Raw genomic sequence first — 24,956 nt, forward strand, 5'->3', positions numbered from 1 at the left:
AGTGACTCCGGACGCGGCGGGCGCGTTGGTCCGGGCATGACCACGCTGTACACCACGCCCAGCGGAATCGGTCGGCACCGGCAGGCCGGCACGCGTGTTGAAGAATCGGTTCCTCACCAGGCCCCGGCCACGGTTCCGGCGCCCTCCCCGGTGCCGGCTCCGGTTCCCGTCCCGGTGCCTGCGGACCCGCCCATCTACACGGCGGTGCTCGCGCTCTGGGCCAGCGAGGGGCGGACCCTGCCCGGTCACCGGGACCAGGAGTGGAACCGGCTGGCCGCCGGGCCGGTGTGGGCGGACCGCACCGTACGCGTCAGCGGGACTCTGGTCCGACCAGGTGACGGGCGATGACCACGCGCTGGATCTGATTGGTGCCCTCGACGATCTGGAGCATCTTCGCCTCGCGCAGGTACCGCTCGGCGGGGAAGTCCGCCGTGTAGCCGTAGCCCCCCAGCACCTGCACCGCGTCCGTCGTGACCCGCATGGCGGCGTCCGAGCAGAACAGCTTCGCCATCGCCGCCCCCCGGCCGTACGGCCGTCCCTCGTCCCGCAGCCGGGCCGCCTCCAGGTAGAGCGCCCGGCCGGCCTCGATCTGGGTGGCCATGTCGGCGAGGAGGAAGCGCAGGCCCTGGAAGTCGGCGACGGGGCGGCCGAACTGGTGCCGCTCCCGGGCGTGGGCGACGGCGAGGTCCAGGGCGGCCCGCGCGAGCCCGACGGCGCAGGCGGCGATGCCGAGGCGCCCCGCGTCCAGGGCGGCGAGCGCGAGGGTGAATCCCTGCCCCTCCGCACCCAGACGGCGCGCGTCGGGGACCCGTACCCCGTCGAAATGGAGCTGGGCGGTGGGCGAGCCGGACATCCCCATCTTCCGCTCCGGAGGGGCCGCGGACAGGCCGGGGGCGTCGCCCGGGACGAGGAAGGCGGAGATGCCCCGGGGGCCGGGGCCGCCGGTGCGGGCCATCACGGTGAGGAAGTCCGCGATCCCGCCGTGGGTGATCCAGGCCTTGGTGCCGTCGAGCACCCAGGTGTCGCCGTCACGGACGGCCCGGGTGCGCAGCGCGGCGGCGTCCGAGCCGGCCGAGGGCTCGGACAGGCAGTACGCGCCGAGGAGGCCGCCCGCGAGCATGGCGGGCAGGTGCGCGGCCCGCTGCTCCCCGGTACCGGAGGAGGCGAGGGCGTGGCAGGCGAGGGTGTGGACGCTCACTCCGAGTCCGACGGTGAGCCGGGCGGCGGCGAGCTCCTCCAGGACCTGCAGGTACACCTCGTACGGCTGTCCTCCCCCGCCGTACGCGGGGTCGTAGGGAAGCCCGAGCAGCCCGGTGCGGGAGAGGAGCGCGAACAGCTCGCGCGGGAAGCGTCCGGCGGCCTCCTCCTCGGCGGCGCGCGGGGCGATCTCGCGGCGGGCGATGTCCCGCACCAGGGCGAGCAGTGCGCGGGCCTCGTCGGTGGGCAGCCGGCGGTCCGTGCCGTCCTCGGTGCCGTCGGGCATCCCGGCGCTCCTCCCTGTCGGACGCGGGGTCGCAGGAGTATGCCCGGACGGCGGCCGGATCACACGGCGGGGGTCACATGAGCCCCGCCCGGGTGACGAACACGGCGAGAAGGACGACGAGGGTCCAGCCGAGGACGTGCTCCAGCAGCTTCGGGCCCTGCTCGTCGTCCTGGGGGCCGCCCGTGCGGGCGCGGACGAGCAGACGGGAGGCGGCGGCGGTGGTCGCGGTCATGCGCACCACCATGCGGCACGGGGGCGGCTCCGGGGTAGAGACGTCCCTCACACCCCCGGACCGGACGCGGCGGCCGTCCGACGGCGCCGGCGGCGGCGCGGCCCTTGTGCCGCGCGGGCGGCGGACGGTCGGACCGCTGGAGGGAGCCGCCCCGCCTGTGCCGGAGACCACAGGCCCGCGCGCGCCCGGAAGCGGCGTACCCGAAGGCCACCCGGGGTCGGCGTGTGCGTGGTCACGGGAGCGGCCGTGCCGCACGGTGGTCGGCCTCTCGCGCGTGCGGCCCTCACCGTCACCGGTCATGCCGGTCATGCCGGTCATGGCGACGGGCTCGGGGAGGCCACCGCCGTCGGGAGGCCGGGCGGAGGGACACGCGGGCGGAGGGACACGCGGGCGGAGGCGGGGTTCCGTCCTGGACGTGGCCGCGGGCGGATTGAAATGATCACGACCTTGCTCGTTCTCCCGCACGAAGGCCACAGCATGTTGACTGCGCATCAGCGCTCGAAGGCCCGTTCCCACCGTCGCGCCGGATGGGTCACCGCGCTGGCCGCGGTGGTCCTGGCCGTACCGGCGCTCGGCACTCCGGCGCGCGCCGCCACCCCCGGGGACCCCGCGATCGCCTCCTCCTTCGACCTCAAGCCGGGTCCGGACCTCCGCGGCACGGTGGCCGCGTTGGAGGCCGCCCTGCCGAGGCAAGCCGTCCAGGACCTCCTCGACCAGGGCAACCGCGTGGCGAAGACCGGCGCTTCGTGCACCGCGGACCCCTTCGGAACCGGTGACAACGGCGCGGTCCTTCCCCCGGCCAGGAAGCTCTGCTGGGACGGGGGCGACGCCGGCACCCGGGAGTGGATCCCCCAGGGCATCACGGGCGTCTCGGACGCCGAGGAGGGCGAGCTCTGGGGGAACCGCAAGCCGCTCGTCGCCGCCTGGTACGACAAGAAGGACTCCGCGGTGTGCGCGGACGACCCCGGCACCTGCCCCGAGAAGGGCGTGCGGCTGTCGTTCCTGGACCCCGAGACGCCTGTCGCGGGTGACCCCGACGGACGCCGGTACCGCCACGTCCTCCTGGTCGAGCCGTACGTCAACTCGTACGGCAACGCCTCCTACCGGGCGGTCGACGTCCACGCCGGTGGCATCGCCTGGTACAAGAACCACCTCTACGTCGCGGACACGCTGGCCGGCCTGCGGGTCTTCGACATGCGCTCCGTCCTGGACCTCAACCCCGACCGGAACGCCTCGGTGGACGACACCATGCTCAACGGCCTGAAGAGCAACGTCACGGACGAGAGCAGGATCGGCCGGCAGAGCAACGTCTACTACGGCCACACCTACCGGTACGTGATGCCGCAGGTGGCGTCGTACAGGTTCGTCGCCCCGCAGGGCAACACGTCCGCAGCCATCTGTAAGGCGACCGGGGCCCCCAAGGCGTCGTACATCTCGATCGACCGCAGCGCCCCCACGGCCCCCTCGCTGATCCTGGGCGAGTACTGCAACTCCGACAGCAACAACCCGGAGAAGGGCCGCGTCGGGGCGCTGCCCATCGACGACGCCACGGGCCTGCTCCAGGAGACCGGCGGAACGGTCGCCGCGACCTCGGCGTACTACCTGCCCCGTGACCTCACCCAGGGCGCCGCCCGGTACGACGGCATGTACTACTTCAACCGCAGCGACCTCCACCGCAGCGGCAGCCTGCGCCGGGCCACCGTCATCGACGGCCGTCTGAGGGACTATGGAAGCAACATCACCAACGCGGTGGGCCCCGAGGACCTGTACCTCGAGCACGCCCGGAGCGTGCCCGGCGGCACCCCGTACCTCTGGTCGCTGACCGAACACCGCATGGACGGCACGGCGGACTGCACCGACGCGGGTTCCCCCTGCGGCCGGGTGATCTACGCCCACCGACTGTCCGACGTCCTGGCCCGCCCGTAGGGGGTGCGGTGCTGGGTCGGGGTCGGTTCGGTGGGCCAGTAGAGGTAGCAGACGCCTCCCGTGCCGGAGACCACTTTGCCGGTGGCGTTGTAGCGCTTCGTCCGCAGCCAGATGTTCTCCAAAATGGGAGGGCGCCGCCTACCACGCGGCCCCTCCCACACAGAGATACAGGTCAGAGGCACGTAACGTGCCAGGCGAATCGAGCGCGAACGCGCTGGCGCTGACCTCGTGCTGACTTCCGCTGACGTCCGTTCCGGTCTGTCGTGCTGAATCGGTGCTGACTTCAGGGCCCGCTCTCAAACGGATGGGTACGGGCCTCCAGGCTTCCTGCCGCCGTGGCCTTCCAGAGTCGGCCTCCGATCCGGCCGGCTTCACCGGGCGCCTCGGTAAGGCGGCGGAGGCAGTCGACCACGTCCGCGGTCATCGCGTCGGAGACGTAGTACGGGTAGGGGTTGAGGTGAAGCACGACCTGCTCCGCGTGCTCGCGAGCGCCCCGGCCGTGGGAAGTCATGGTGTCCAGGCCCTTCGCGTGTCGATCACGTGGCCGTGATCCCAGGGACGTGCAGGCTGTCAGTCCAGGCCGCCGGTGGCTTCGAGATGAGCAAGGAAGGTGGCCACGAGGCGGGGGCGGGGCACGTGGGGGACGAGCGCGTCGGGCAGGCCGGCTTCCAGGCCCCACTCCGTGTTGAAGGTGACGCTGCTGCCGTCCGGAACGACGCCCCACAGCCACTTGGCGAATTCCGCTGCGGCATGGGCCGTGCAGTCCTCGACGGCGATGCCTTCGGGGGACAGCTTGGCCATACCCTCCAGCTCATCCTCGCCGACGGTGATGCCGAAGTGCATGACGGAGCCGCGCACGGGACCTTCGTCCCCCTCATCGATACGGACGAACGTGTCCGCCTTCCGCTCACGCAGCTTGGCCTCGATCCCCTCGTAGGTCAGGCCCCATGTGGAGCCCTCGGCGGGGCTGAAGACGTACATGGTGCGAAGTTCGGCCAGTTCGGACGCGTCCACGCGCTCGCTCCCTCATTGTGTGCTGCCGTTGGTCAGGGTACGTATCGGGCGTAGCCCCTGACGCCGTAGGCCGCCATCATCACGCGCCAGTAGGCCACGGAATCAGCGTTGTTCGTGACCGTCTCGACGCCCCGCATCTCCTTGTTGCGCGGGGCGTTGAGAGCGGCGTTGTACTTCGTGAGCTCCTTGCGGTCCTTGTCGTACAGGAAGTCCTTCTTGCCGGACTGGTGGTTCGCGCGGAGTTCGTCGAGCGAGCGGTAGCACGGCTTGTCCGGCTTGTTGACGTACTTGGCCTCGATCGCCATGCCGTCGCGGTCACGGAAGCCGTCGACCATCAGGGTGCTGTTGGCGCTGATGCCGAGCGGGATGGGGACCTCGTACTCGGGGTATCCGGCGACCCGCTTCTGGTAGGCGACCTCGGCGGGTTTCCCGCCCGACACGTCTCCGGCACGCAGCGAGTTCAACCACGTCTGGAAGTTCTGCTGCTCGGGGGCGGTGAGGGGCGGGAAGCGCGGGTCCGGCGGCGTCGGCGGAGCCATCGGTTGTATGCGGGGGCCGTTCGGCGGGCGGTAGCCCACGGGGACCACGAGGGGCACCCGGATCAGCGGTGCGAGGAAGGGCGGCAGGGACGGAAGGGGCAGGAACCCGCCCCCGTCCGGCTGCGGCATGGGGACCTTGGCCTGCGAGCTGTCGAGCGCCGGCGGGATGTTCCCCAGGCGCGCGATACGCATGTCGCCCGTGACGAGCTCGTGCAGGCCGCCCTCGTGCCCCTCGCCACCGAACTGCGGTCGTTCCCAGATGGCGAGCGGCTCTCCGAAGAGGGGGCTTTCCTCGTCCGGGATCCTCTTCAGTGCCGTTTCGATGTGATCCGCGTACGCGTCGCAGGCGTGGGCGATCATCCGGCAGGCGGACGGCAGGTTCGCCATCAGGGTCTCGTCCTCACCGACCTCGGAGGGAGGTGGCGTCTTGCCGACGAACACGGTGAAGAAGGTCTGGACGGCCGCGGCGGTCTCGCCGAGCTGCTGGGCGGTCGCAATGCGCCAGGCGCTTTCGGAGTCCCAGTATGCGTCGTCCAGGATGCCGCCGCCGAACGCCAGGCGTTGGCCGTCTTGCGCAGCTTGTCCCGCTGACCGTGAAAGCGCGAGCTGAGCACGTACTGATCGGTCCAGCTGGTCTCACCGACGACCTCGGGCAGCTCCTCGGCGTTGTGGCTGCCGCGCGGATTGCAGTCCGGCCTCGAAGGCTGCGCCCCGATGTCGGGCCCCACGCTCTGGCCGAGCAGGGACGCAGCGATCGCACTCTCCTGCTTGAGGAAGTCCTCGGTGGCCTTGAGCATGGCGCCCGCACCATTCGCCATCACCTGGTGAGCGAGACCGGCCGCCTCGAAGACTGTCTTCACCGCCGGCTTGTAGACGGCGGCGAAGGCCCGGCCGGCGTTGTCGTCACCCGCCATCCCGCCATGAGCGCTGAGCTCCGTGAACAGCAGACCCAGCATGTCGTAGATCAGGTCCCGCAGCCGCACCATGGACCACGAGGCGTTGACGTAGTTCCCCGCCTTGTGCTGAAGATTCAAGACTCCCCCGCTCGACCACCAGGCTGTTCGATGGACCGTCCACGTTAGCGAGGGGAGGAACTCCGCCACACCGGGCACGTGGAGCATCTGTGGCCGAGCCCTGCCGGATGCGGGCTTGACCACTGCCATTGGGTGATTCTGATGTGCCGTCAAGCTGCCTGAGCTTCGACTCGTTCCCGGACCGGGATGCCCGAGTGCAGGCAGCGTCACCCCCGTCGGACGGGTTCGCCAACGCCGGGGCCGGCGCGATCCAGGCCCGGGTGACGGCCTCCTGAAGCGCAACGCGGCGTCGATCACGACGACGAGAAAGGCGAGTTCAGTGACATGGCCGGATCTTGGGACGTAGCTCAGGCTGAGGCGTTCACGAGTACCGCTCCCCAGGCGGGACAGCAGCGGTTGAAGATCGCGTTGCTTCCCTTGAGCCGCTCATCGACCCGCTTCCGATCCGCCATGCGAGCGGCGGAATGCCGTATCCCGATCTTCTGCGCAAGTCGTGGGACCGCGCCATCAGGCGGCTCGAGCTTCCCGCATGCAACCCACACGACTTGCGGCACGAATGGACCACCGTGGCCCTGACCAACGGAGTGTCCCTTCACGAGGTGTCTCGCCGGCTCGGACATCGTTCGATCAAGGTCACGGTGGACCGGTACGGCCACCTCACGTAGGACGGCCAGGAGCGCTGCTGTCAGGTCGGCGAGAAGACCGTCGGGCCGCACATGCTCACAGCACGCCGAGGGACCTCAGGGTGCGGTGCTGGGTCGGGGTGGGTTCGGTGGGCCAGTAGAGGTAGCAGACGCCTCCCGTGCCGGAGACCACTTTGCCGGTGGCGTTGTAGCGCTTCGTCCGCAGCCAGATGTTCTCCCATTCGCGGCGGCGGTAGACGCGGCGGACGGCCTCGTTCGTCGGGGAGGCCGGGTCGTTGGCGATCACGTCGCCGTCGGCGGTGAAGCCGATGACCGTCATGAGGTGGCCCGCGGTGCCGTAGCCGGCGCCGGTCAGTTCGTCCTTGCGGAAGGACTGGGAGGTGATCGCCGGGATGCCGGCCCGGATCAGGGTCTCCAGGTCGGTGAGGGAGGTCAGCCGGGTGACGACGGCGTTCATGTCGGGGTACGAGGCGGCGTAGGCGGCGTTGAAGGGCCAGTTGCCGCAGCCCCGGTACTGGTGGTCGTAGGTGAAGCGGGCCGCGTGGCAGACCTGGGGGTCGGCGAAGGCGGGGTCGACCCAGGCCAGGTCCTCGGCGGTGGGGCGGCGGCCCCAGTACTCGATGATCATCTGGGAGGAGGTGGGGCTGCACCAGGCCTCGCCGCCGTTGTCGTACTCGGGGTACTGGCCGATGTGGGTGTTCTGCGAGTAGCGGGGCACGATCAGCTCGCGCGCGAGGCCGGGGACCGAGGCGGGGACGGTGAAGCGGTCCGGGATGTCGGAGGCCATGGCGCCGAGCCGCCACACCGTGGGCGTGAGGGAGGTGCCGGGGGTGCGGTGGAGCGTGAGGCGCAGCCGGTAGGCGGTCAGGCGCAGGCCGTTCGTCGCGTCGTCGACGGCGAGGGTGTCCGTCCAGACGGAGCTGCGGCCGTCGGTCTGGTCGTCGACCGAGGTGCGCAGGATGTCCCCGTCGCCGGAGGCCCAGCGGCCGAGGACGTACCACGGGGTGGTCGTGGCGTCCGAGTAGGTGCCCTGGAGTTCGATCTGGAGCCAGGTGCCGTCGGGGGTGTGGGCGTTCCAGGAGGCGATGATCTCGGTGGCGGGCACGGAGGAGGTGTGGAGCGGCGAGGTCCAGGTCGCGTACTCCCAGACGGCGGTACGGCCGGTGTGCGGGTCGGCGTACTCGGTGCGGCCGGCGGGGACGTCGAGGACCAGGCCGGGGCGGCGGCCCGCGACGGCCTTGGTGCCGGCGGCGGTGCCGCACCGCCAGTCCGTGTACGAGGTCCAGAAGCGGTTGTCCACGAGCCCGGGGGCGGAAGGGGCGGGCGCGGAGGCGTGCGGTGACGAGGGGAGGGGCGCGGGGGCGGCCGAGGCGGGGGCGGCGGCCGCGGCCGTTCCCGCGGCGGCGGCGAGCGCCGCGGTGAGAACGGTTCTGCGCGGGGTGGAACTGGTCATGGGCGGTGACCCCCAGTCGAGAACGGTGGCGACGTACGGCGGTGAGGGCGTACGGGCGGGCTGCGCGGCCCCACTATCCCGGCTCCGCGAGGGACTCCGCCAGCACCCCGGCACCGCGTCGCGGCACCAATATTGGTCTGCGCCACTGACGGGCCCACCTCGCTGACCTGCGCCGGGGTCCCCTCCCCTACCCTGGGCCCCATGAACGACCTCGACCGCGCGGCCCGCGCGCTGCTCCGGCTGCCGCCCTCCTGCGGACCGGTCCGGCTGGTCGGCGTCGACGGTCACGCGGGCTCGGGCAAGTCCACGCTCGCGAACCGGCTCGCCGGCGCGCTGGACGCAGCGCCCGTCCTCCGCCTCGACGACCTCGCCACGCACGAGGAGCTGTTCGCCTGGACCGGCCGGCTGCGCGAGCAGGTGCTGGATCCGCTCTCGCGCGGCGAGACCGCGCGCTATCGCCCGTACGACTGGACCCGGCGGGTCTTCGGCCCGGCCCGGACGCTGCCCCCCGCCCCCGTCGTGCTGGTGGAGGGCGTCGGGTCCGGCCGGCGGCTCGTCCGGCCGTTCCTCGCGTGGCTGCTGTGGATGGAGCGCGGTCCCGAGGAGTCCTGGGCGCGGGGGCGGCGCCGGGACGGACCCGCGCAGGCCGCGTTCTGGGACGGCTGGACGGTGGCGGAGACTCGCCACTTCGCCGGAGATCCTTCGCGGCCCTTCGCCCACACCCTGGTCCGGGAGCGTCCGGAGGGGTACGAGTGGCTTCCCGGGCCCGCTGTGACAGCGGGCCCGGACCAGATCATCACCCACCGTGACGGGGTCATGGCAGTGAACTGAGCGGCCGGAAGTCGCCTTCCACAAGTGCCTCAACTCCGCTTGACCCCAGGGGCGTACAGGTCTTACGTTCTGAATGTGCGGCTTTTCGGAGCCGCCGCGGACACGAAGCCCCCGGTTGTTCCCCCGTGATCGGGGGCTTCGTTCTGCCCTCCACCACGGCCCGTACGGCGCTCCGCGACCCCTCGGACCTCACCCAGGGTCACCGCTTCCGGATCATGCGCTTCTCCTTAATCGGGCACCCCCTGCGCAGGTACGATGCCCGCAGGTGCGGTCAAATCCCGTCCATGCGAAGACGGTTGTGGGGGACCCGATGGACATCGGCACACACGGTTCACAGGCCCCGGCCGAACTCGCCTGGCTCCGTGGAGTCGACGCCTACACCATGGGCGCCTATCCGCAGGCCGAGGACGAGTTCCGGACGGCGGTCAGGATCGATCCCGGGATGGCGGACGCCTGGCTCGGGCTGCACGCGCTGCGCGTCGACACCACGACCGCGCTGCTGCGCATGTACCGCAACCGCGACCGCTTCGGCGAACAGCGCGCACGCCACCGCAGGACCCTCAACTCCTGGTACTGGCTCGGCTGGTGGGTCCAGCCGATCCTGGAGAGCCCGCGCGACCTGCTCCTCGCCCACGCCTCGCACTGGCTCGACGGCCGGCACGTGCCGGAGCTCGACCGGGCGCTCGCCGGCCTCCCGCCGGTCGACACCGACCCGCAGGTCCGCTTCCTCCACGCGTGCCGCGCCTATCTCGTCAAGGACTGGGAGCAGCTGGTCCGATACACCGAGACCCTGGTCGACGATCCGCTCCTCGGCATCGAGGCGGGGCTGTTCGGCGGGATGGCCCGGGTGCGCCTGGAGATGTACGAGCAGGCCGAACCGCTGTTGTCCGCCGCCCTGATGCGCTGCCGCAGTGAGCAGCCGCAGCGCAAGGAGCTCCGCTACTGGCTGGCCCGCGCGCACGAGGGCACCGGGCGAAGTGCCGCCGCGCTGCCCCTCTACCGGGCGGTGCACCGGGTCGACCCGGCGTTCATGGACACCGCGGCCCGGCTCGCCGCCATCGCCGAGTACGACGGGTTCGACGGGTTCGACGGCCTGGACGGTGCGGAGGACCCGGCGGGGCTCGCGACGGTCGCCCTGGGCAGCACCGGGGGGCTCGGCGGGCTCGGTCAGGAGGTGGTGGAGTCAGCGCCGGGGCCGGAGGCCGAGGCGGGGAACCTGGGCGACGGACTGCGGCTCGCACCCGATCCCGTACCGCCGGCCATACCGGTGACGCCGCCCGAGGTCGTACGGCACAAGGCGCCGGTGCCGCCCCAGCCGGCGCCGCCGCGCTTTCCCGCCGGGCCCACGGACCCGGCCCTGCTGGCGGAGGCGCTCGCCGAGCTGGAGGGCATGGTGGGCCTGGAGCCGGTGAAGCGGCAGGTCAAAGCGCTGTCCGCGCAGCTGAAGATGGCCCGGCTGCGGGCCGAGCAGGGGCTTCCGGTCCAGCCGCCGAAGCGGCACTTCGTCTTCTCCGGTCCGTCGGGCACCGGCAAGACCACCGTGGCGCGGATCTTGGGGCGGGTCTTCTACGCGCTCGGACTGCTCGGCGGCGACCACCTCGTGGAGGCTCAACGGGCGGACCTGGTGGGCGAGTTCCTGGGTCAGACCGCGGTCAAGGCCAATGAGCTGATCGATTCGGCGGTCGGCGGGGTGCTGTTCGTCGACGAGGCGTACGCGCTCTCCAACACCGGCTACAGCAAGGGCGACGCCTACGGGGACGAGGCCCTTCAGGTCCTTCTGAAGCGGGCCGAGGACAACCGTGACCATCTGGTGGTCATCCTCGCCGGTTACCCGGAGGGCATGGACCGGCTGCTGGCCACCAACCCCGGGCTGTCCTCCCGGTTCACCACCCGGGTCGACTTCCCGTCCTACCGCCCCCTGGAGCTCACCGCCATCGGCCAGGTGCTGGCCGCGGCCAACGGGGACGCCTGGGACGAGGAGGCGCTGGACGAACTGCGCTCCATCAGCGGGCACGTCGTCGACCAGGGCTGGATCGACGAACTGGGCAACGGCCGTTTCCTGCGCACCCTGTACGAGAAGTCCTGCGCCTACCGCGACCTGCGGCTCTCCGGATACGCGGGCACCCCGACCCGGCACGATCTGGCCACCCTGCGCCTCGCGGACCTGATGCAGGCCTACGGCGAGGTCCTCTCGGGCCGCGGGCCGGCCGACCGGGGGCCGCAGCAGGAACCGCCGTTCTAGGGGGCCTTGCCGATCGAGCCGGATCAGGGGAATGACAGAGTGGCGGTGTGATCGAACCGTCGGAGAACCCGGAGCTGTGGCAGTTCCTCGGCTCGTTGCGGGAGGGGCAGCTCCTCTCCGGGACGGTCGCCGCCATCGAGCCGTTCGGGGTCTTCGTCGCCCTGGACGAAGGGCCCCCGCACCCGTGTTTCCCCGGGGTCGGGTTCCTCACACTGCCGGAGCTGTCGTGGCGGCCCGTCGACGAGGCGTCGGAGGTCGTTCGGGTGGGGCAGCGCGTCACCTGCGTGTTCCTGTGGTTCGACACCTGGAACGGGGAGGCCAGGCTGTCGCTCAGGAGCGCGCGGCCCGACCCCTTCCAGGCCTTCGCCGACCGCGTCGGCGTGGGGCGGGAGCTGACGGCGCGGGTCGTCGAGCGGCTGCCCTTCGGGATCGTCGTGGCGGTCGCCGACGGGATCGAGGGGGTGGTCCACGTGAGCGAACTCGCCGGTGACCGGCCCGATCCGGAGCGCGACTTCTCCGTGGGGGACGAGATCGCGGTGGTCGTCACCGCGGTCGACCGGCAGCGCCGTACGGTGGGCCTGTCCCGGCGGCGGGTCGCGTCCTGACGGGGGCGCGGGCTCGCCGTGCGCGGCCCGTGGGTGCCGGATTCGGCCGAACTCCCCTGGGTCGGCGCCGCTTTGGACGGGTCGGGCGGCGATACTGACCGGGACAGGCGTGTCCCGCCCGCCGAACCCGGCCGGGGACGCCGGTGTGTCGTCGCCTCGGAGAGGAGCCGTTCATGACCACGGCGAAGGACCTGTTCATCATCGCCATGGAGGAGGGGTCGGAGCCGGCCGTGGGGCAGGGCGACCTGTCGCTCGCGCTCGCGGGGGCCGAGCTGATCGACCTGCTGGAGACGGGGGCCGTCACGGTGGACGGCGACGTCGTCGTACCGGGTGACCCGGCGGTGCCGGGTGACCGGCTGCTCGCCCGGGCGGCGGAAGCGGTGACCCGGCAGCCGCCCCACGAGACGATCGAGGACTGGTTGTGGCGGCGGGGCCGGGACCTGGCGGCCGGCTACCAGGCGGCCCTGGAGGAGGACGGGGAGCTGACGCGGAAGCGCGGCGGCCGGCTGCCCTTCGGCCCGGAGCGCGTGGAGCCGGTCGACGGCCCCGCCCGCCGCCGGGCCGCCGACCGCTGGGCCGGGCGCGAGCCCGTTCTGACCGCCCTCGCCTCGGTCCTCGGCATCGGCGAGGAGCCGTCCGGTGACCGGCCCGGCTTCGACGAGGAGGGCGTGACGGCCGTGGTCGCCGCCGTGCACGACGCGGTCATGGAGCTGGAGGCCGTACGCCAGCGGCGGACCATCGAGAACGCGGCCTTCGCCAACCTCTGGCGCGGGGTCTGAGACCGAGCCGCGGAGGGCTCCGCCACCGGCCCCTGTTCCGGGGACCGGTGGGGGTGCGGGCCCGCGCGGTGGGAGGCGGCCGGCCGCCGTCTGCCTGACGGCCCGGCGCTCAGGAGCGCCGGGCCGCTGGTGGACGTGCGGCCGGCCGCCTCGTCCCGCTACCCGCCGGACCGGGCCGAGAACGGCGCGGACAGCGAGGCCGGTCCCGGGGCGGAGTCCGCCGCGGCCGGCGCGCCGTGCGGGGGCAGGCGGTGGGAGGGGTCGCGGACCTCGCCCACGAGTTTCTCGAGGACGTCCTCCAGGGCGACCAGGCCCAGGACGCGGCCCGACGCGTCGGCGACCTGGGCCAGGTGGGTGGCCGCGCGGCGCATCACCGTGAGGGCGTCGTCGAGGGGGAGCTCCGCGCGGAGCGTCGCCATCGGGCGCCACAGCTGCTGCGGCACGGCCCGCTCCTGGTCCTCCACGTCCAGGACGTCCTTCACGTGCACGAAGCCCATGAAGGCCGGGCGGCCCTCGGCGCGGACCGGGAAGCGTGAGTAGCCGGTGCGTACCGTCAGCTCCTCGATCTCGCGGGGGGTGACGGAGGGCGGGACGGTCACCAGGGCGGCGGGGGCGAGGAGCACGTCCGTCACGGGGCGGCTGCCCAGTTCGAGGGCGTCCTCCAGGCGCTCCTGTTCCGCCGGGTCGAGGAGTCCGGCCAGACCGGCGTCCTCCACGAGCCGGCCGAGTTGGGCGCTGGTGAAGACGGCCTCCACCTCGTCCTTGGGTTCCACCCCGAAGGCCCGCAGGACCACACGGGAGCAGGCGCCGAGCGCGGTGGTGACCGGCCGGCACAGGCGGGCGAAGCCGACGAGGGCGGGGGCGAGCCAGAGGGCGGTCCGCTCGGGCGCGGCCATGGCCAGGTTCTTCGGCACCATCTCGCCGATGACGAGGTGGAGGAAGACGACCACGGCGAGGGCGATCACATAGCCGAGCGGGTGGACGAGTCCGGCCGGGACGCCGAGGACGTGGAAGACCGGTTCGAGGAGATGGGCGACGGTCGGCTCGGCGACGGCGCCGAGGGTCAGCGAACAGACCGTGATGCCGAACTGGGCGGCCGCCATCATCTGCGGCAGGTTCTCCAGGCCGTGCAGGACCTTCGCGGCGCGGGCGCCGCCGAGGGGCTCGATCTGGCTGCGGCGGACGGAGACCAGGGCGAACTCGGCGCCGACGAAGAAGCCGTTGGCCAGGACGAGCAGCCCGGCGAGGAGGAGCTGGAGCGTGTTCATCGGACCGCCTCCGCCGTCGCGGGCACCGGGGCCTTCGCCGTCCCGGGGGCCGGGGCCCTGTCCGTCGAGGGCGCCCAGGACTCGTCCGTCGTGGGGGCCGGCGCCAGGCGGACGAGCCGGACCCGCTCGGCGCGGTAGCGGTCGACCTGGCGTACCGAGAGCCGCCAGCCGGGCAGTTCGGCCCGGTCACCGGGGGCGGGGATGCGCCCGAGGAGATCGGCGACGAGCCCGGCGACCGTCTCGTACGGCCCGTCGGGCACGTCGAGGCCTATCCGGCGCAGGGTGTGGACGCGGCAGGAGCCGTCGGCGTCCCAGGCGGGGCGGCCGTCCTCGGCGGGGGCGGCGGCCAGCTCGGGGCGGCCGTCGGCGGCCGTGTCGTGCTCGTCGCGGACCTCGCCGACGAGTTCCTCCACGATGTCCTCCAGGGTGACGACGCCGGCGGTGCCCCCGTACTCGTCGACGACGACCGCGATGGGCTGCTCGCGGCGCAGCCGCTCCAGCAGGGCCTGCACGGGCAGCGTCTCGGGGACGAGGAGCGGGGGGACCGCGATCCGGCCGACGGGGGTGCGCAGCCGGGCGTGCGGGGCGACCGCGAGGGCGTCCTTCAGGTGGACCATGCCGACGACCTCGTCGATGCGGTCGCGGTAGACCGGGAAGCGGGAGAGGCCGGTGGCCCGGGTGAGGTTGAGGACGTCGGCCGCGGTGGCGTCCCACTGGAGGGCGCTCACCTTCACCCGCGGGGTCATGACCTGCCCGGCGGTGAGTCCGCCGAGGGACAGCGTCCGTACGAAGAGGTCGGCGGTGTCCTGTTCGAGGGCGCCGGCCCGTGCGGAGTGCCGGGCGAGCGAGACGAGCTCGCCGGGGGTGCGCACGGAGTCCAGCTCCTCGGTGGGCTCGACGCCCAGGAGCCGGACCAGCCGGTTGGCGACCCGGTTGAGCAGGGCGATCACCGGGCGGAAGAGGGTGGAGAAGCGGCGCTGCGGGGCGGCCACGAAGCGGGCGACCTGGAGCGGCCGCGAGACGGCCCAGTTCTTGGGGACGAGCTCGCCGACCACCATCTGGACGGCGGAGGCCAGGAGCATGCCGATCACCACGGAGACGCCGGAGACGGCCCCGGCGGGCAGGCCGGTGGCGGTGAGCGGCCCGTGCAGCAACCCGGCGAGCGCGGGCTCGGCGAGCATGCCGACGACCAGCGAGGTCAGGGTGATGCCGAGCTGGGTGCCGGAGAGCTGGAACGAGAGCTCGCGCAGGGCCGAGACGACCGTGCGGGCGCGCCGGTCACCGGCGGCCGCGGCGCGTTCGGCCTCGGCACGCTCGACGGTCACGAGACCGAATTCGGCGGCGACGAAGAACCCGTTGGCGAGGATCAGCAGGAAGGCCGCGGCGAGCAGGAGAAGGGAGACGATCATGCCGCCGCCTCCGGGGAGGGGGCGGCGGAGGTACTACCGGACGATCCGTCCATTGCCGGAGGGAGTCACTCCTCGGGTCGTAGGGAGGCCCCGCGGGCCGCGGCGGCGGCCCTTCACGCGCGAGGCGGTGGCGCCACTCGGCACCACCGCCTCAAGAGTAATCACGGGGAGGCCCCGGAGGGCAGGGGGTCGGCCCCGTACGGGGGACGGGCCAGGGTTCTCCCTGGCGGGAGGGCCCTGAGGGGGGCCGGGGTCAGCGGGTCTCGGAGCCCGTGCCCCGGCTGTCCGCCAGGGCGCGCAGCGCGCGGGCGTCGCGGATGGCGGCCGCCTTGGCGATGCCGGGCTGGATGCCGAGCGCGGGCAGGCTGGTGCCGTCGCTCAGGTCGAGGAAGACCCAGGGGTCGCCGGGCCGCAGGTTGACGCGGAGGATCTCCGCCCAGGCGAGCCGCCGGGTGCGGGTGATGTTGACGACCGTGACGCCCTCGTCGTCGGCGACGACCTTGGGACGGCTGAGCAGGACGAGGACGCCGAGGAAGAGGGCGGCGGTGAAGACGAAGCTGGCACGCTCCCCCGGTCCGAGCCGCTCCAGCATCAGCGCCACGGCGGTGATGGCGGCGAACATCGCGAGTCCCACGGTCAGCAGGACGGCGCGGGTGCGTCCCGGCCGGAAGGTGACCGGGAGGGCGGGCGGGGTCGACTCGGACATCGGGTTCCTCGTGCCTGGGGGTGCGTGCGGGGCCGGGCCGCCGTCAGAGGCGGCAGGCGTGGATGGCGGTGGTGAGGATGGCGCGGGCGCCGAGCTCGTACAGGTCGTCCATGACCCGCTGCGCGTCCTTGGCGGGGACCATGGCGCGGACGGCGACCCAGCCCTCGTTGTGCAGCGGGGAGATCGTCGGCGACTCCAGGCCCGGGGTGAGGGCGACGGCCTGCTCCAGGTGCTCGGCGCGGCAGTCGTAGTCCATCATCACGTAGCTGCGGGCGACCAGGACGCCCTGGAGGCGGCGGAGGAACTGCTGGACCTGCGGGTGGTCGCCGTCGGCGCCCTGGCGGCGGACGACGACGGCCTCGGAGGTCAGGATCGGCTCGCCGATGACTTCCAGGCCGGCGTTGCGCAGGCTGGTGCCGGTCTCGACGACGTCGGCGATGACCTGGGCGACGCCCAGCTGGATCGCGGTCTCCACGGCGCCGTCGAGGTGGACGACGGAGGCGTCGATCCCCTGGTCGGCGAGGTGCTTGGCGACGATGCCCTCGTAGGAGGTCGCGATCGTCATGCCGCCGAAGTCCTCGGGTCCCTTGGCGGTGCCGGGGCGGGTGGCGTAGCGGAAGGTGGAGCGGCCGAAGTTCAGCGCGAGGATCTCCTCGGCGCTGGCGCCGGAGTCCAGGAGCAGGTCACGGCCGGTGATGCCGATGTCCAGCTTGCCGGAGGCGACGTAGATCGCGATGTCCTTGGGCCGCAGGTAGAAGAACTCGACCTCGTTGTCCGGGTCGATGACCACCAGCTCTTTGGACTCCTTGCGCTGGCGGTAGCCGGCCTCATGGAGCATGGCCGACGCAGGTCCGGAGAGGGAACCCTTGTTGGGGACGGCGATGCGCAGCATGGGGTGGCTTCCTTTGCCTGGAGTCGGGGTAGGGGTGGTCGTCGTGCCGGGGGGAGCGGTCGTGCGCGGAGCGGGTGGGCTCAGAGGTGGGCGTAGACGTCGTCGAGCGAGATCCCGCGGGCGACCATCATCACCTGGACGTGGTACAGCAGCTGCGAGATCTCCTCGGCGGCGGCTTCCTTGCTCTCGTACTCGGCGGCCATCCAGACCTCGGCGGCCTCTTCGACGACCTTCTTGCCGATGGCATGGACGCCCTTGTCCACCAGTTCCGCGGTGCGGGAGGTGGCGGGGTCGCCGGTCTCGGCCTTGAGCTTCAGCTCGGCGAAGAGCTCTTCGAAGCTTTTACGGGTTTCGTTCGCCATGATGTCCTAAGAGTACGGGGTAAGGGTCGCGCACTCAGCGCCAGGGTTCGCTGACCGTGCGCAGGGTGGCCGCGGTGGCGACGGCGGCGGTGACGGCCTCGTGTCCCTTGTCCTCGGAGGAGCCTTCGAGGCCCGCGCGGTCGAGGGCCTGCTCCTCGTTGTCGACGGTGAGGACGCCGAAGCCGACGGGGACGCCGGTGTCGATCGAGACCTGGGTGAGGCCGTGGGTGACGCCCTGGCACACGTACTCGAAGTGGGGCGTCCCGCCGCGGATGACGACGCCGAGCGCCACGATGGCATCGTAGCCGCGGCCGGCGAGGACCTTCGCCACGACCGGGAGTTCGAAGCTGCCGGGGACGCGCAGGAGGGTCGGCTCCTCGATGCCCAGCTCGCCGAGGGCGCGCAGGGCGCCGTCGACGAGTCCGTCCATGATCTTCTCGTGCCACTGGGCCGCGATCACCGCGACCCGCAGGTCGCCGCAGTTCTTCACGCTGAGGACGGGTGCGCCCTTGCCGCTCATGATTCTCCTTGACGGTGGTACGTAGGGGGTTACTGGTTGCCGCAGGTGGAGGCGGGAGAGCCGTCCAGCCAGGGCAGGTCGTGGCCCATCCGGTCCCGCTTGGTGCGCAGGTAGCGGAGGTTGTGCTCGCCGGCCGTGACCGGCACGGGCTCGCGCCCCTCGACCGTGAGGCCGTGGCGCGTGAGGGCGTCGATCTTGTCGGGGTTGTTGGTCATCAGGCGCAGGCTGCGGACGCCGAGGTCGCCGAGGATCTGCGCGCCGGCCGCGTAGTCGCGGGCGTCGGCGGGCAGGCCGAGCTCCAGGTTGGCGTCGAGGGTGTCGCGGCCGCGCTCCTGGAGTTCGTACGCGCGCAGCTTGGAGAGGAGGCCGATGCCCCGCCCCTCGTGGCCGCGGAGGTAGACGACCACGCCGCGGCCCGCCTCGGTGATGCGGTCCATGGAGGCCTGGAGCTGGGGGCCGCAGTCGCAGCGCAGGGAGTGGAAGACGTCGCCGGTGAGGCATTCGGAGTGGACGCGGACGAGGACCTCCTCGCCGTCGCCGATCTCGCCGTGGACGAGGGCGACGTGCTCGACGCCGTCGACGGTGGAGCGGTAGCCGTACGCGGTGAACTCGCCGTGCGCGGTGGGGAGGTGGACCTCGGCCTCGCGGCGGACGGTGGGTTCGGCGGAGCGCCGGTAGGCGATCAGGTCCTCGATGGAGATGATCGTCAGGCCGTGCTTGCGGGCGAAGGGGACCAGCTCGGGCAGGCGCAGCATGACGCCGTCCTCGCCGGCGATCTCGACGATCGCGCCGGCCGGGCGCAGGCCGGCGAGGCGCGCGAGGTCGACGGCGGCCTCGGTGTGGCCGTTGCGGGTGAGGACGCCGCCGGGCTGGGCGCGCAGCGGGAAGATGTGGCCGGGGCGGACGAAGTCGGAGGGCTCGTGGGTGCCGCTCGCGAGCATCCGGAGGGTGGTGGCGCGGTCGGCGGCGGAGATGCCGGTGGTGACGCCGTGCTCGGGGGCCGCGTCGACGGAGACGGTGAAGGCGGTCCGCATCGACTCGGTGTTGTGCTCGACCATCTGCGGCAGGTGGAGGCGTTCGAGCTCGTCGCTCTCCATGGGGGCGCAGATGAGGCCGCGGCACTCGCTCATCATGAAGGCGACGACCTCGGGGGTCGCCTTCTCGGCGGCGATGACGAGGTCGCCCTCGTTCTCGCGGTCCTCGTCGTCCACGACGACGACGGGGCGGCCCGCGGCGATGTCGCGGATGGCCTGCTCGACGGGGTCGAGGGCGAGGTCGGTGGTGTCCCAGAGGGAATGGGCGTTCACGCGTGGGCTCCTTCCAGGACGGTGGTGGTGCGGGAGCGCAGCCACCAGTCGCGCAGGCCCCACAGGACGAGCGCGCCGTAGACGACGTAGACGAATCCGGAGAAGGCGTAGCCGTTGGCGAAGTTCAGCGGGACGCCGACCAGGTCGACCAGCAGCCAGGCGAACCAGAACTCGACCATGCCCCTGGCCTGGGCGTACATGGCCACGATGGTGCCGACGAAGATGTACGCGTCGGGCCAGGGGTCCCAGGACAGGGTCGGGAAGGCCTTGAAGAGGAGGGCCACGGCGACGGTGCCCGCGGCGGCCGCGGCGATCATGGCGGCTCGCTCGCGCCAGGTGGCGAAGCGCACGGTGATGTGGCCGTCCGCTCCCTGGTCCTTTCCGCGCTGCCACTGCCACCAGCCGTAGAGCGCCACGAGCACGACGACGACCTGCTTGCCGGCGCTGCCGGCGAGGTGGCCGTAGAAGGCGACGAAGAGGATGAGGCCGGCGAGGAACTGCACGGGCCAGGTCCAGACGGACCGCCGCCAGCCGAGCGCGAGGGCGGCGAGCCCGAAGATGTTGCCGATCATGTCGGACCAGATGATCCTCTGGTCGAGGACGGTGAACGCCTCGGAGTTGAGCCAGTTCACTTGACGTTCTCCCGGGCGTTGGGGCCGAGCAGCCGCTCGACGTACTTGGCGATGACGTCGACTTCCAGGTTGACCGGGTCGCCGGGCTGCTTGCGGCCGAGCGTGGTCAGGTCGAGCGTGGTGGGGATGAGGCTGATGGTGAACCAGTCGTCGGTGACCTCGACGACGGTGAGGCTGACGCCGTCGACGGTGATGGAGCCCTTCTCGACGACGTACCGGGAGAGGTGGGCGGGCAGGCCGACCTTGACGAGCTCCCAGTGCTCGGAGGGGGTGCGCTCCAGGATCGTGCCGGTGCCGTCGACGTGGCCCTGGACGATGTGTCCGCCGAGGCGGCCGCCGACGGCCATGGGGCGTTCGAGGTTGACGCGGGAGCCGGTCTCCAGGGCGCCGAGGGAGGAGCGCTTGAGGGTCTCGGCCATGACGTCGGCGGTGAACTCGCCGTCGCCGGTCTCGACCACCGTGAGGCAGACGCCGTTGACGGCGATGGAGTCGCCGTGCCGGGCGCCCTCGGTGACCAGGGGGCCGCGGAGCCGGAAGCGGGAGGCGTCCGCGAGCTGCTCGACGGCGACGACCTCGCCCAGTTCTTCGACGATTCCGGTGAACACGGTCAGGCTCCCTTGGTGGTGGGGACGGCGGTGACGCGGAGGTCGGGGCCGAGGCGCACGGTCTCGGTGACGTCGAGCCGCAACGCGTCCGCGATGGTGGTGATTCCGGCGTCGGCGAGGACGTGCGGTCCGGCGCCGAGGAGGACCGGGGCGAGGTAGCCGACGATCTGGTCGACGGCGCCCGCGGCGAGGAAGGAGCCCGCGAGGGTGGGGCCGCCTTCGAGGAGGACGGAGCGGACGCCGCGCGCGTGCAGGGCGTCCAGGAGGGCGGGTACGGACAGGCCGCGCCCGGCGCGGGGCAGCCGTACGACGGGCTCGAGGGCGGTGTCGGCGTCCTCTGCGACGGCGATCAGGGTGGGCGCGGCGTCGTCGAGGACCCGGGCGCCGGGTTTGACGGCGGTGGCCTCGGTGTCGACGACGACCCGGAGGGGCTGGACGGCGCCTTCGACGCCGCGGACGGCGAGGTGGGGGTCGTCGGTGCGGGCGGTGCCGGAGCCGACGACGACGGCGTCGGACTCGGCGCGCAGCCGGTGGACGTCGGCGCGGGACTCGGCGGAGGTGATCCAGCGGGAGGTGCCGTCGGCGGCGGCGGAGCGGCCGTCGAGGGTGGCGGCGTACTTCCAGCGGACGAAGGGGCGGCCGCGGCGCACGGAGGTGAGCCAGGCGGTGTTCCCGGCCTCGGCCTCGTCGGCGAGGAGGCCCTGGGAGACTTCGATCCCGGCGGCGCGCAGGGTGTCGGCGCCGCCGGTGGCCTGCGGGTTCGGGTCGCCGACGGCGTACACGACGCGGCTGATGCCGGCGTCGACCAGGGCGTGGGCGCAGGGGCCGGTGCGGCCGGTGTGGTTGCAGGGTTCGAGGGTGACGTACGCGGTGCCGCCGCGGGCCAGGACGCCGGCCGCGCGCAGGGCGTGGACCTCGGCGTGGGGGCCGCCGGCGCGCTGGTGCCAGCCTTCGCCGACCGGGTGGCCGGAGGCGTCGGTGATGACGCAGCCGACGACGGGGTTGGGGCTGGTGGCGCCGAGTCCGCGGGCGGCGAGTTCGACGGCGCGTCGCATGGCGGTGATGTCGGCCTGCGGGTCCACCGGGTCCTCCTGCCTCTTCGGGCACGGACTCCGGGGCCTGTCGGTGACGACAGGGAGCGGGTACGACACCGGGGCGAGGTGCGCCGAGGCCGCGTCGCGGGTACGCCGGGCCCGGCCCCCGGCGGGGGCGGACGGCGACCAGCGGACGTACGGCCGGCCCACCCCTGACAGGGGTCGCCCGCCGCGCACTGCCTCCCATCCGGACTTTCACCGTCGGTCCAGGAATTTCACCTGGTCAACCGGCCGCTGGCTGCGGACGGGTCGCGGACTATACCGCCGGTTCGGAATTACACCGACCCCGGAGTGCGCTGCTGCTGATACACGGCCAGTCTGCCACGGGTGTCCGGGGGCCATGCGGCCGGGCGCTGTGCGATGACTCACACGCCCTCCCGGAATCCCCAGTTGGTCCAGACCTATTGACGCACTGGTCTAGTCCTCTTAATGTCCGTGTCACCTCCGAGGCACGGCCCGCCGGTGTGCGCACTCCACGGGCCCCACACGTACCACCCCCTTGTTCGTTGCGTGTCTCCCCTCCCCCGCGCCCGAGGGCGTGGCGGGACCCCCACCCCAGGAGGACCCGATCGTGCTGTCCCCCACGACCAAGAGAGCCTCGCTGCTCGCGTCCGGCGCGGCCGTCGCCGGGCTGCTGCTCAGCTCGCTCTCCGGAGGCGTCTCCTACGCCGCCGACCACGAGTCCTGTCGCCCCGACGGCCTCTACAAGACGCCCGGCGTCGACGTCCCGTACTGCTCGGTCTACGACACCGAGGGCCGCGAGAAGATGGGCGCGGACCACCAGCGCCGGGTCATCGGCTACTTCACCGGCTGGCGCACCGGCAAGAACGGCGAGCCCGCGTACCTCGCCAAGGACATCCCGTGGGACAAGATCACCCACATCAACTACGCCTTCGCCCACGTCGGCGGTGACAACAAGCTCTCGGTCGGCACGGACGGCCCCAACAACGCGGCCACCGGGATGACCTGGTCCGGCGTGGCGGGCGCGGAGATGGACCCGGCCCTCCCCTACAAGGGCCACTTCAACCTGCTGAACAAGTTCAAGAAGCAGCACCCGGACGTCAAGACGCTGATCTCGGTCGGCGGCTGGGCGGAGACCGGCGGGTACTTCGCCGACAACGGCGAGCGGGTGAACTCCGGCGGCTTCTACTCGATGGCGACCAACGCCGACGGGTCGGTCAACCAGGCCGGGATCGACACCTTCGCCGCCTCGGCGGTCGACTTCATCCGGAAGTACGGGTTCAACGGCGTCGACATCGACTACGAGTACCCGACCACCATGAAGGACGCGGGCAACCCCCTCGACTGGCAGCTCGCCAACGCCCGCCGCGCCGGTCTCGTGCAGGGCTACGCGGCCCTGATGAAGTCCCTCCGCGAGAAGCTGGACACGGCCGGCGCCGCCGACGGCAGGCACTACCTGCTGACGGTCGCCGCCCCCTCCTCCGGCTACCTGCTGCGCGGCATGGAGACCTTCCAGGTCCAGAAGTACCTGGACTACGTCAACATCATGTCGTACGACCTGCACGGCGCCTGGAACGAGTACGTCGGCCCCAACGCCTCCCTCTTCGACGACGGCAAGGACGGCGAGCTCGCCGCCGCCAACGTCTACGGCTCCGCGCAGTACGGCGGCATCGGCTACCTCAACACCGACTGGGCGTACCACTACTTCCGCGGCTCCATGCCGGCCGGCCGCATCAACATCGGCCTGCCGTACTACACCCGTGGCCACAAGAACGTGCAGGGCGGCACCGACGGCCTGTGGGGCAAGGCAACCGCGGCCACCTGCCCCGCCGGATCCGGTCTGACCAAGTGCGGTGACGGCGCCGTCGGCATCGACAACCTGTGGCACGACAAGGACACCGCGGGCAAGGAGTCCCCGGCCGGCTCCAACCCGATGTGGCACGCCAAGAACCTCGAGAAGGGGATCGTCGGCGACTACGTCACCCGGTACGGCTTCCCGGCGAACACCACCCTGACCGGCACCTACGTCCGCAAGTACGACCCGACCCTGGTCGCGCCGTGGCTGTGGAACGCCCAGAAGAAGGTGTTCCTCTCCACCGAGGACGAGCAGTCCGTGGCCGCCAAGGCCGACTACGTGGTCGACCGCGGCATCGGCGGCACCATGGTCTGGGAGATGGCCGGCGACTACGCCTGGAACGCGGCCAAGGGCCAGTACGAGATGGGCTCGACGCTCACCTCGCTGATGTACGACAAGTTCAGGACGGCGACCCCGTACGGCGCGAAGAAGTCCAACAAGCCGCTGCCCGCGAAGGCGGTGAACATCGACGCGCAGTTCACCGAGTTCAAGCTCGGTGACTCGAACTACCCGATCACCCCGAAGATCAAGATCACCAACCGGACGAACACGACCCTGCCGGGCGGCACGGAGTTCCAGTTCGACTACGCGACCTCGGCGCCGGGCAACGCCTCGGACCAGTCCGGTTTCGGCACCAAGGTCATCAGCAGCGACCACACGGGCGGCAACGTCGGCGGCCTGAAGGGCGACTTCCACCGCGTCTCCCTGAAGCTCCCGGCCTGGCAGTCGCTCGCCCCGGGCGCGACGGTCGACCTGGCGTTCAACTACTACCTGCCGGTGTCCACCCCCTCCAACTGGACGGTGAACATCAACGGCACGACCTACGCCCTCGCCGGCGACCTGGCGCGCGGCACGACGGTCGTGGAGCCCGGCTCCACCACCCCGCCGACCACTCCCCCGACGACCCCGCCCACCACTCCCCCGACCACGCCGCCCACGACCCCGCCGACGACGCCGCCCACCACGGGCTGCACCGCTCCGGCCTACGTCGCGGGCACGGTCTACACGGCCGGCAGCGAGGTCTCGCACAAGGGCCGCACCTGGAAGGCCCAGTGGTGGACCCAGAACGAGGAGCCGGGCACGACCGGCCAGTGGGGCGTCTGGAAGGACCTCGGCGCCTGCTGACGTCCCCGGCCTGACGGTGCTCCCAGCCCCCGGCGGGGACGCTCACGGCCCTTGCCCCCGCCGGGCCCCCTCCGCGCCGCGCCCCCTCCCCGGGACGCGGCGCGGAGGCGCGTCCGGGGCTCCGGCGTCCACGCCCCCTGGGCCGTGTCCGGAAAGTAGCGGCGTCTGCCCGCAGGGCAGGGCCCGCGGCGTCTGGTGCGTGCCCTCGCAAGGCGGAGGGTCGCCCTCGTACTGGGCGTACTCGGGTGATCCCGACAACGCAGCGAGGGTGCGTGCGCATGGGGGCACCTCCCAGGCGAAGCTCTGGGGGAGTCGCGGGCCAGGCGCGACTTTCCGGACACGGCCTAGGTGTATTGACCCGCAGCGTTGTTGACGCGGGTGATGGGCGGGTGTCCGCTGAGTGCGGTGTGGCAGCGGTGGTGGTTGTAGGTGTGGAGG

General features: G+C 72.2%; 23 protein-coding genes, 1 pseudogene and 1 riboswitch. Of the genes and pseudogenes, 7 read left to right on the forward strand and 17 right to left on the reverse strand.

Annotated elements, in window-relative coordinates; all coding sequences use genetic code 11:
- Positions 1–310: 310 nt before the first annotated feature.
- Both ABTY40_RS28640 and ABTY40_RS28645 read right to left on the reverse strand, forming a co-directional pair.
- Positions 311–1,483: an acyl-CoA dehydrogenase family protein gene (locus ABTY40_RS28640; protein ID WP_352062168.1), complete on the reverse strand. Its 1,173-nt coding sequence runs from the start codon at positions 1,481–1,483 to the stop codon at positions 311–313.
- A gap of 73 nt (positions 1,484–1,556) precedes the next feature.
- Positions 1,557–1,715 carry an SCO1431 family membrane protein gene (locus ABTY40_RS28645; protein ID WP_345282046.1) on the reverse strand — a complete coding sequence of 53 codons (159 nt, stop codon included), beginning with the start codon at positions 1,713–1,715 and terminating at the stop codon, positions 1,557–1,559.
- A 477-nt stretch (positions 1,716–2,192) separates the two neighbouring features.
- Between ABTY40_RS28645 and ABTY40_RS28650 the strand changes: the two genes are divergently transcribed.
- On the forward strand, positions 2,193–3,641 hold the full coding sequence (locus ABTY40_RS28650; protein WP_352062169.1) for a hypothetical protein: 1,449 nt from the start codon (positions 2,193–2,195) through the stop codon (positions 3,639–3,641).
- A gap of 286 nt (positions 3,642–3,927) precedes the next feature.
- On the opposite strand, the pseudogene ABTY40_RS28655 reads toward ABTY40_RS28650, so the two are convergent.
- From ABTY40_RS28655 to ABTY40_RS28670, 4 genes and pseudogenes are all read right to left on the reverse strand, one after another.
- Positions 3,928–4,122 (reverse strand): annotated as a pseudogene (locus ABTY40_RS28655) (ARMT1-like domain-containing protein); the annotation flags it as partial.
- A gap of 89 nt (positions 4,123–4,211) precedes the next feature.
- The gene (locus ABTY40_RS28660; protein WP_352062170.1) at positions 4,212–4,655 is read right to left on the reverse strand and encodes a hypothetical protein; all 444 of its coding nucleotides are present in this window, start codon (positions 4,653–4,655) and stop codon (positions 4,212–4,214) included.
- Between the two features lie 32 nt (positions 4,656–4,687).
- A complete protein-coding gene (locus tag ABTY40_RS28665) occupies positions 4,688–5,635 on the reverse strand; it encodes a restriction endonuclease fold toxin-2 domain-containing protein (protein ID WP_352062171.1) in 948 nt (315 codons plus the stop codon).
- Positions 5,581–6,228 carry a hypothetical protein gene (locus tag ABTY40_RS28670; protein WP_352062172.1) on the reverse strand — a complete coding sequence of 216 codons (648 nt, stop codon included), beginning with the start codon at positions 6,226–6,228 and terminating at the stop codon, positions 5,581–5,583. The genes ABTY40_RS28665 and ABTY40_RS28670 overlap by 55 nt, the downstream gene beginning before the upstream one ends.
- 464 nt (positions 6,229–6,692) lie before the next feature.
- Here ABTY40_RS28670 and ABTY40_RS28675 point away from each other — a divergent pair, with 464 nt between their 5' ends.
- Positions 6,693–6,893, forward strand: a complete 201-nt coding sequence (locus ABTY40_RS28675) for a tyrosine-type recombinase/integrase (protein WP_352062173.1) — start codon at positions 6,693–6,695, stop codon at positions 6,891–6,893.
- A 55-nt stretch (positions 6,894–6,948) separates the two neighbouring features.
- Here the strand turns inward: ABTY40_RS28675 and ABTY40_RS28680 are convergent, their stop codons facing one another.
- Positions 6,949–8,325 (reverse strand): C39 family peptidase, encoded by a 1,377-nt coding sequence (locus ABTY40_RS28680; RefSeq protein WP_352062174.1) that lies wholly within the window; start codon positions 8,323–8,325, stop codon positions 6,949–6,951.
- 201 nt (positions 8,326–8,526) lie between these two features.
- Here ABTY40_RS28680 and ABTY40_RS28685 point away from each other — a divergent pair, with 201 nt between their 5' ends.
- From ABTY40_RS28685 to ABTY40_RS28700, 4 genes are all read left to right on the forward strand, one after another.
- Entirely contained in the window at positions 8,527–9,156 is a 630-nt protein-coding gene (locus tag ABTY40_RS28685) for a uridine kinase family protein (protein WP_352062175.1), read from the forward strand.
- A 310-nt stretch (positions 9,157–9,466) separates the two neighbouring features.
- Entirely contained in the window at positions 9,467–11,398 is a 1,932-nt protein-coding gene (locus tag ABTY40_RS28690; protein ID WP_352062176.1) for an AAA family ATPase, read from the forward strand.
- A 47-nt stretch (positions 11,399–11,445) separates the two neighbouring features.
- On the forward strand, positions 11,446–12,003 hold the full coding sequence (locus ABTY40_RS28695; protein WP_352062177.1) for a S1 RNA-binding domain-containing protein: 558 nt from the start codon (positions 11,446–11,448) through the stop codon (positions 12,001–12,003).
- 173 nt (positions 12,004–12,176) lie between these two features.
- A complete protein-coding gene (locus ABTY40_RS28700; protein ID WP_352062178.1) occupies positions 12,177–12,782 on the forward strand; it encodes a GOLPH3/VPS74 family protein in 606 nt (201 codons plus the stop codon).
- Positions 12,783–12,940: 158 nt separating this feature from the next.
- Here the strand turns inward: ABTY40_RS28700 and ABTY40_RS28705 are convergent, their stop codons facing one another.
- The 10 genes from ABTY40_RS28705 to ribD form a co-directional block, all read right to left on the reverse strand.
- The gene (locus ABTY40_RS28705; protein ID WP_352062179.1) at positions 12,941–14,050 is read right to left on the reverse strand and encodes a hemolysin family protein; all 1,110 of its coding nucleotides are present in this window, start codon (positions 14,048–14,050) and stop codon (positions 12,941–12,943) included.
- On the reverse strand, positions 14,047–15,459 hold the full coding sequence (locus ABTY40_RS28710; RefSeq protein ID WP_352062180.1) for a hemolysin family protein: 1,413 nt from the start codon (positions 15,457–15,459) through the stop codon (positions 14,047–14,049). Before ABTY40_RS28710 ends, ABTY40_RS28705 begins: the two co-directional genes overlap by 4 nt.
- A gap of 253 nt (positions 15,460–15,712) precedes the next feature.
- Positions 15,713–16,165, reverse strand: coding sequence for a PH domain-containing protein (locus ABTY40_RS28715; protein ID WP_345282092.1), 453 nt, complete (start codon positions 16,163–16,165; stop codon positions 15,713–15,715).
- A gap of 43 nt (positions 16,166–16,208) precedes the next feature.
- Positions 16,209–17,057: an ATP phosphoribosyltransferase gene (gene hisG, locus ABTY40_RS28720; protein WP_309049466.1), complete on the reverse strand. Its 849-nt coding sequence runs from the start codon at positions 17,055–17,057 to the stop codon at positions 16,209–16,211.
- An 80-nt stretch (positions 17,058–17,137) separates the two neighbouring features.
- Positions 17,138–17,419 carry a phosphoribosyl-ATP diphosphatase gene (locus ABTY40_RS28725; protein ID WP_345282096.1) on the reverse strand — a complete coding sequence of 94 codons (282 nt, stop codon included), beginning with the start codon at positions 17,417–17,419 and terminating at the stop codon, positions 17,138–17,140.
- Between the two features lie 34 nt (positions 17,420–17,453).
- Positions 17,454–17,939, reverse strand: a complete 486-nt coding sequence (gene ribH / locus ABTY40_RS28730) for a 6,7-dimethyl-8-ribityllumazine synthase (RefSeq protein ID WP_345282099.1) — start codon at positions 17,937–17,939, stop codon at positions 17,454–17,456.
- A 29-nt stretch (positions 17,940–17,968) separates the two neighbouring features.
- On the reverse strand, positions 17,969–19,246 hold the full coding sequence (locus ABTY40_RS28735; RefSeq protein ID WP_352062181.1) for a bifunctional 3,4-dihydroxy-2-butanone-4-phosphate synthase/GTP cyclohydrolase II: 1,278 nt from the start codon (positions 19,244–19,246) through the stop codon (positions 17,969–17,971).
- Positions 19,243–19,878 (reverse strand): nicotinamide mononucleotide transporter family protein, encoded by a 636-nt coding sequence (locus tag ABTY40_RS28740; protein WP_352062182.1) that lies wholly within the window; start codon positions 19,876–19,878, stop codon positions 19,243–19,245. The genes ABTY40_RS28735 and ABTY40_RS28740 overlap by 4 nt, the downstream gene beginning before the upstream one ends.
- The gene (locus ABTY40_RS28745) at positions 19,875–20,483 is read right to left on the reverse strand and encodes a riboflavin synthase (RefSeq protein ID WP_352062183.1); all 609 of its coding nucleotides are present in this window, start codon (positions 20,481–20,483) and stop codon (positions 19,875–19,877) included. The genes ABTY40_RS28740 and ABTY40_RS28745 overlap by 4 nt, the downstream gene beginning before the upstream one ends.
- A gap of 2 nt (positions 20,484–20,485) precedes the next feature.
- Complete coding sequence (gene ribD / locus ABTY40_RS28750) at positions 20,486–21,565, reverse strand: bifunctional diaminohydroxyphosphoribosylaminopyrimidine deaminase/5-amino-6-(5-phosphoribosylamino)uracil reductase RibD (protein WP_352062184.1); 1,080 nt, start codon at positions 21,563–21,565, stop codon at positions 20,486–20,488.
- A gap of 181 nt (positions 21,566–21,746) precedes the next feature.
- A riboswitch (FMN riboswitch) is annotated at positions 21,747–21,876 on the reverse strand.
- A 272-nt stretch (positions 21,877–22,148) separates the two neighbouring features.
- Between ribD and ABTY40_RS28755 the strand changes: the two genes are divergently transcribed.
- Entirely contained in the window at positions 22,149–24,518 is a 2,370-nt protein-coding gene (locus tag ABTY40_RS28755; protein ID WP_352062185.1) for a chitinase C-terminal domain-containing protein, read from the forward strand.
- The last annotated feature ends 438 nt before the right edge of the window (positions 24,519–24,956 follow it).

The sequence above is a fragment of the Streptomyces sp. NPDC126503 genome (assembly GCF_040302405.1).
Taxonomy (GTDB): Bacteria; Actinomycetota; Actinomycetes; order Streptomycetales; family Streptomycetaceae; genus Streptomyces; species Streptomyces gulbargensis.

What these genes read in the sequence shown, in the direction of transcription:
- ABTY40_RS28690 (WP_352062176.1), top strand. Translation starts at nt 9,467, where the DNA reads ATGGACATCGGCACACACGGTTCACAGGCCCCGGCCGAACTCGCCTGG.
- ABTY40_RS28700 (WP_352062178.1), top strand. Translation starts at nt 12,177, where the DNA reads ATGACCACGGCGAAGGACCTGTTCATCATCGCCATGGAGGAGGGGTCG.
- ABTY40_RS28715 (WP_345282092.1), bottom strand. Translation starts at nt 16,165, where the DNA reads ATGTCCGAGTCGACCCCGCCCGCCCTCCCGGTCACCTTCCGGCCGGGA.
- ABTY40_RS28725 (WP_345282096.1), bottom strand. Translation starts at nt 17,419, where the DNA reads ATGGCGAACGAAACCCGTAAAAGCTTCGAAGAGCTCTTCGCCGAGCTG.
- ABTY40_RS28710 (WP_352062180.1), bottom strand. Translation starts at nt 15,459, where the DNA reads ATGATCGTCTCCCTTCTCCTGCTCGCCGCGGCCTTCCTGCTGATCCTC.
- ABTY40_RS28705 (WP_352062179.1), bottom strand. Translation starts at nt 14,050, where the DNA reads ATGAACACGCTCCAGCTCCTCCTCGCCGGGCTGCTCGTCCTGGCCAAC.
- ABTY40_RS28650 (WP_352062169.1), top strand. Translation starts at nt 2,193, where the DNA reads ATGTTGACTGCGCATCAGCGCTCGAAGGCCCGTTCCCACCGTCGCGCC.
- ribH (WP_345282099.1), bottom strand. Translation starts at nt 17,939, where the DNA reads ATGAGCGGCAAGGGCGCACCCGTCCTCAGCGTGAAGAACTGCGGCGAC.
- ABTY40_RS28675 (WP_352062173.1), top strand. Translation starts at nt 6,693, where the DNA reads ATGCCGTATCCCGATCTTCTGCGCAAGTCGTGGGACCGCGCCATCAGG.
- ABTY40_RS28645 (WP_345282046.1), bottom strand. Translation starts at nt 1,715, where the DNA reads ATGACCGCGACCACCGCCGCCGCCTCCCGTCTGCTCGTCCGCGCCCGC.
- ABTY40_RS28680 (WP_352062174.1), bottom strand. Translation starts at nt 8,325, where the DNA reads ATGACCAGTTCCACCCCGCGCAGAACCGTTCTCACCGCGGCGCTCGCC.
- hisG (WP_309049466.1), bottom strand. Translation starts at nt 17,057, where the DNA reads ATGCTGCGCATCGCCGTCCCCAACAAGGGTTCCCTCTCCGGACCTGCG.
- ABTY40_RS28685 (WP_352062175.1), top strand. Translation starts at nt 8,527, where the DNA reads ATGAACGACCTCGACCGCGCGGCCCGCGCGCTGCTCCGGCTGCCGCCC.
- ABTY40_RS28640 (WP_352062168.1), bottom strand. Translation starts at nt 1,483, where the DNA reads ATGCCCGACGGCACCGAGGACGGCACGGACCGCCGGCTGCCCACCGAC.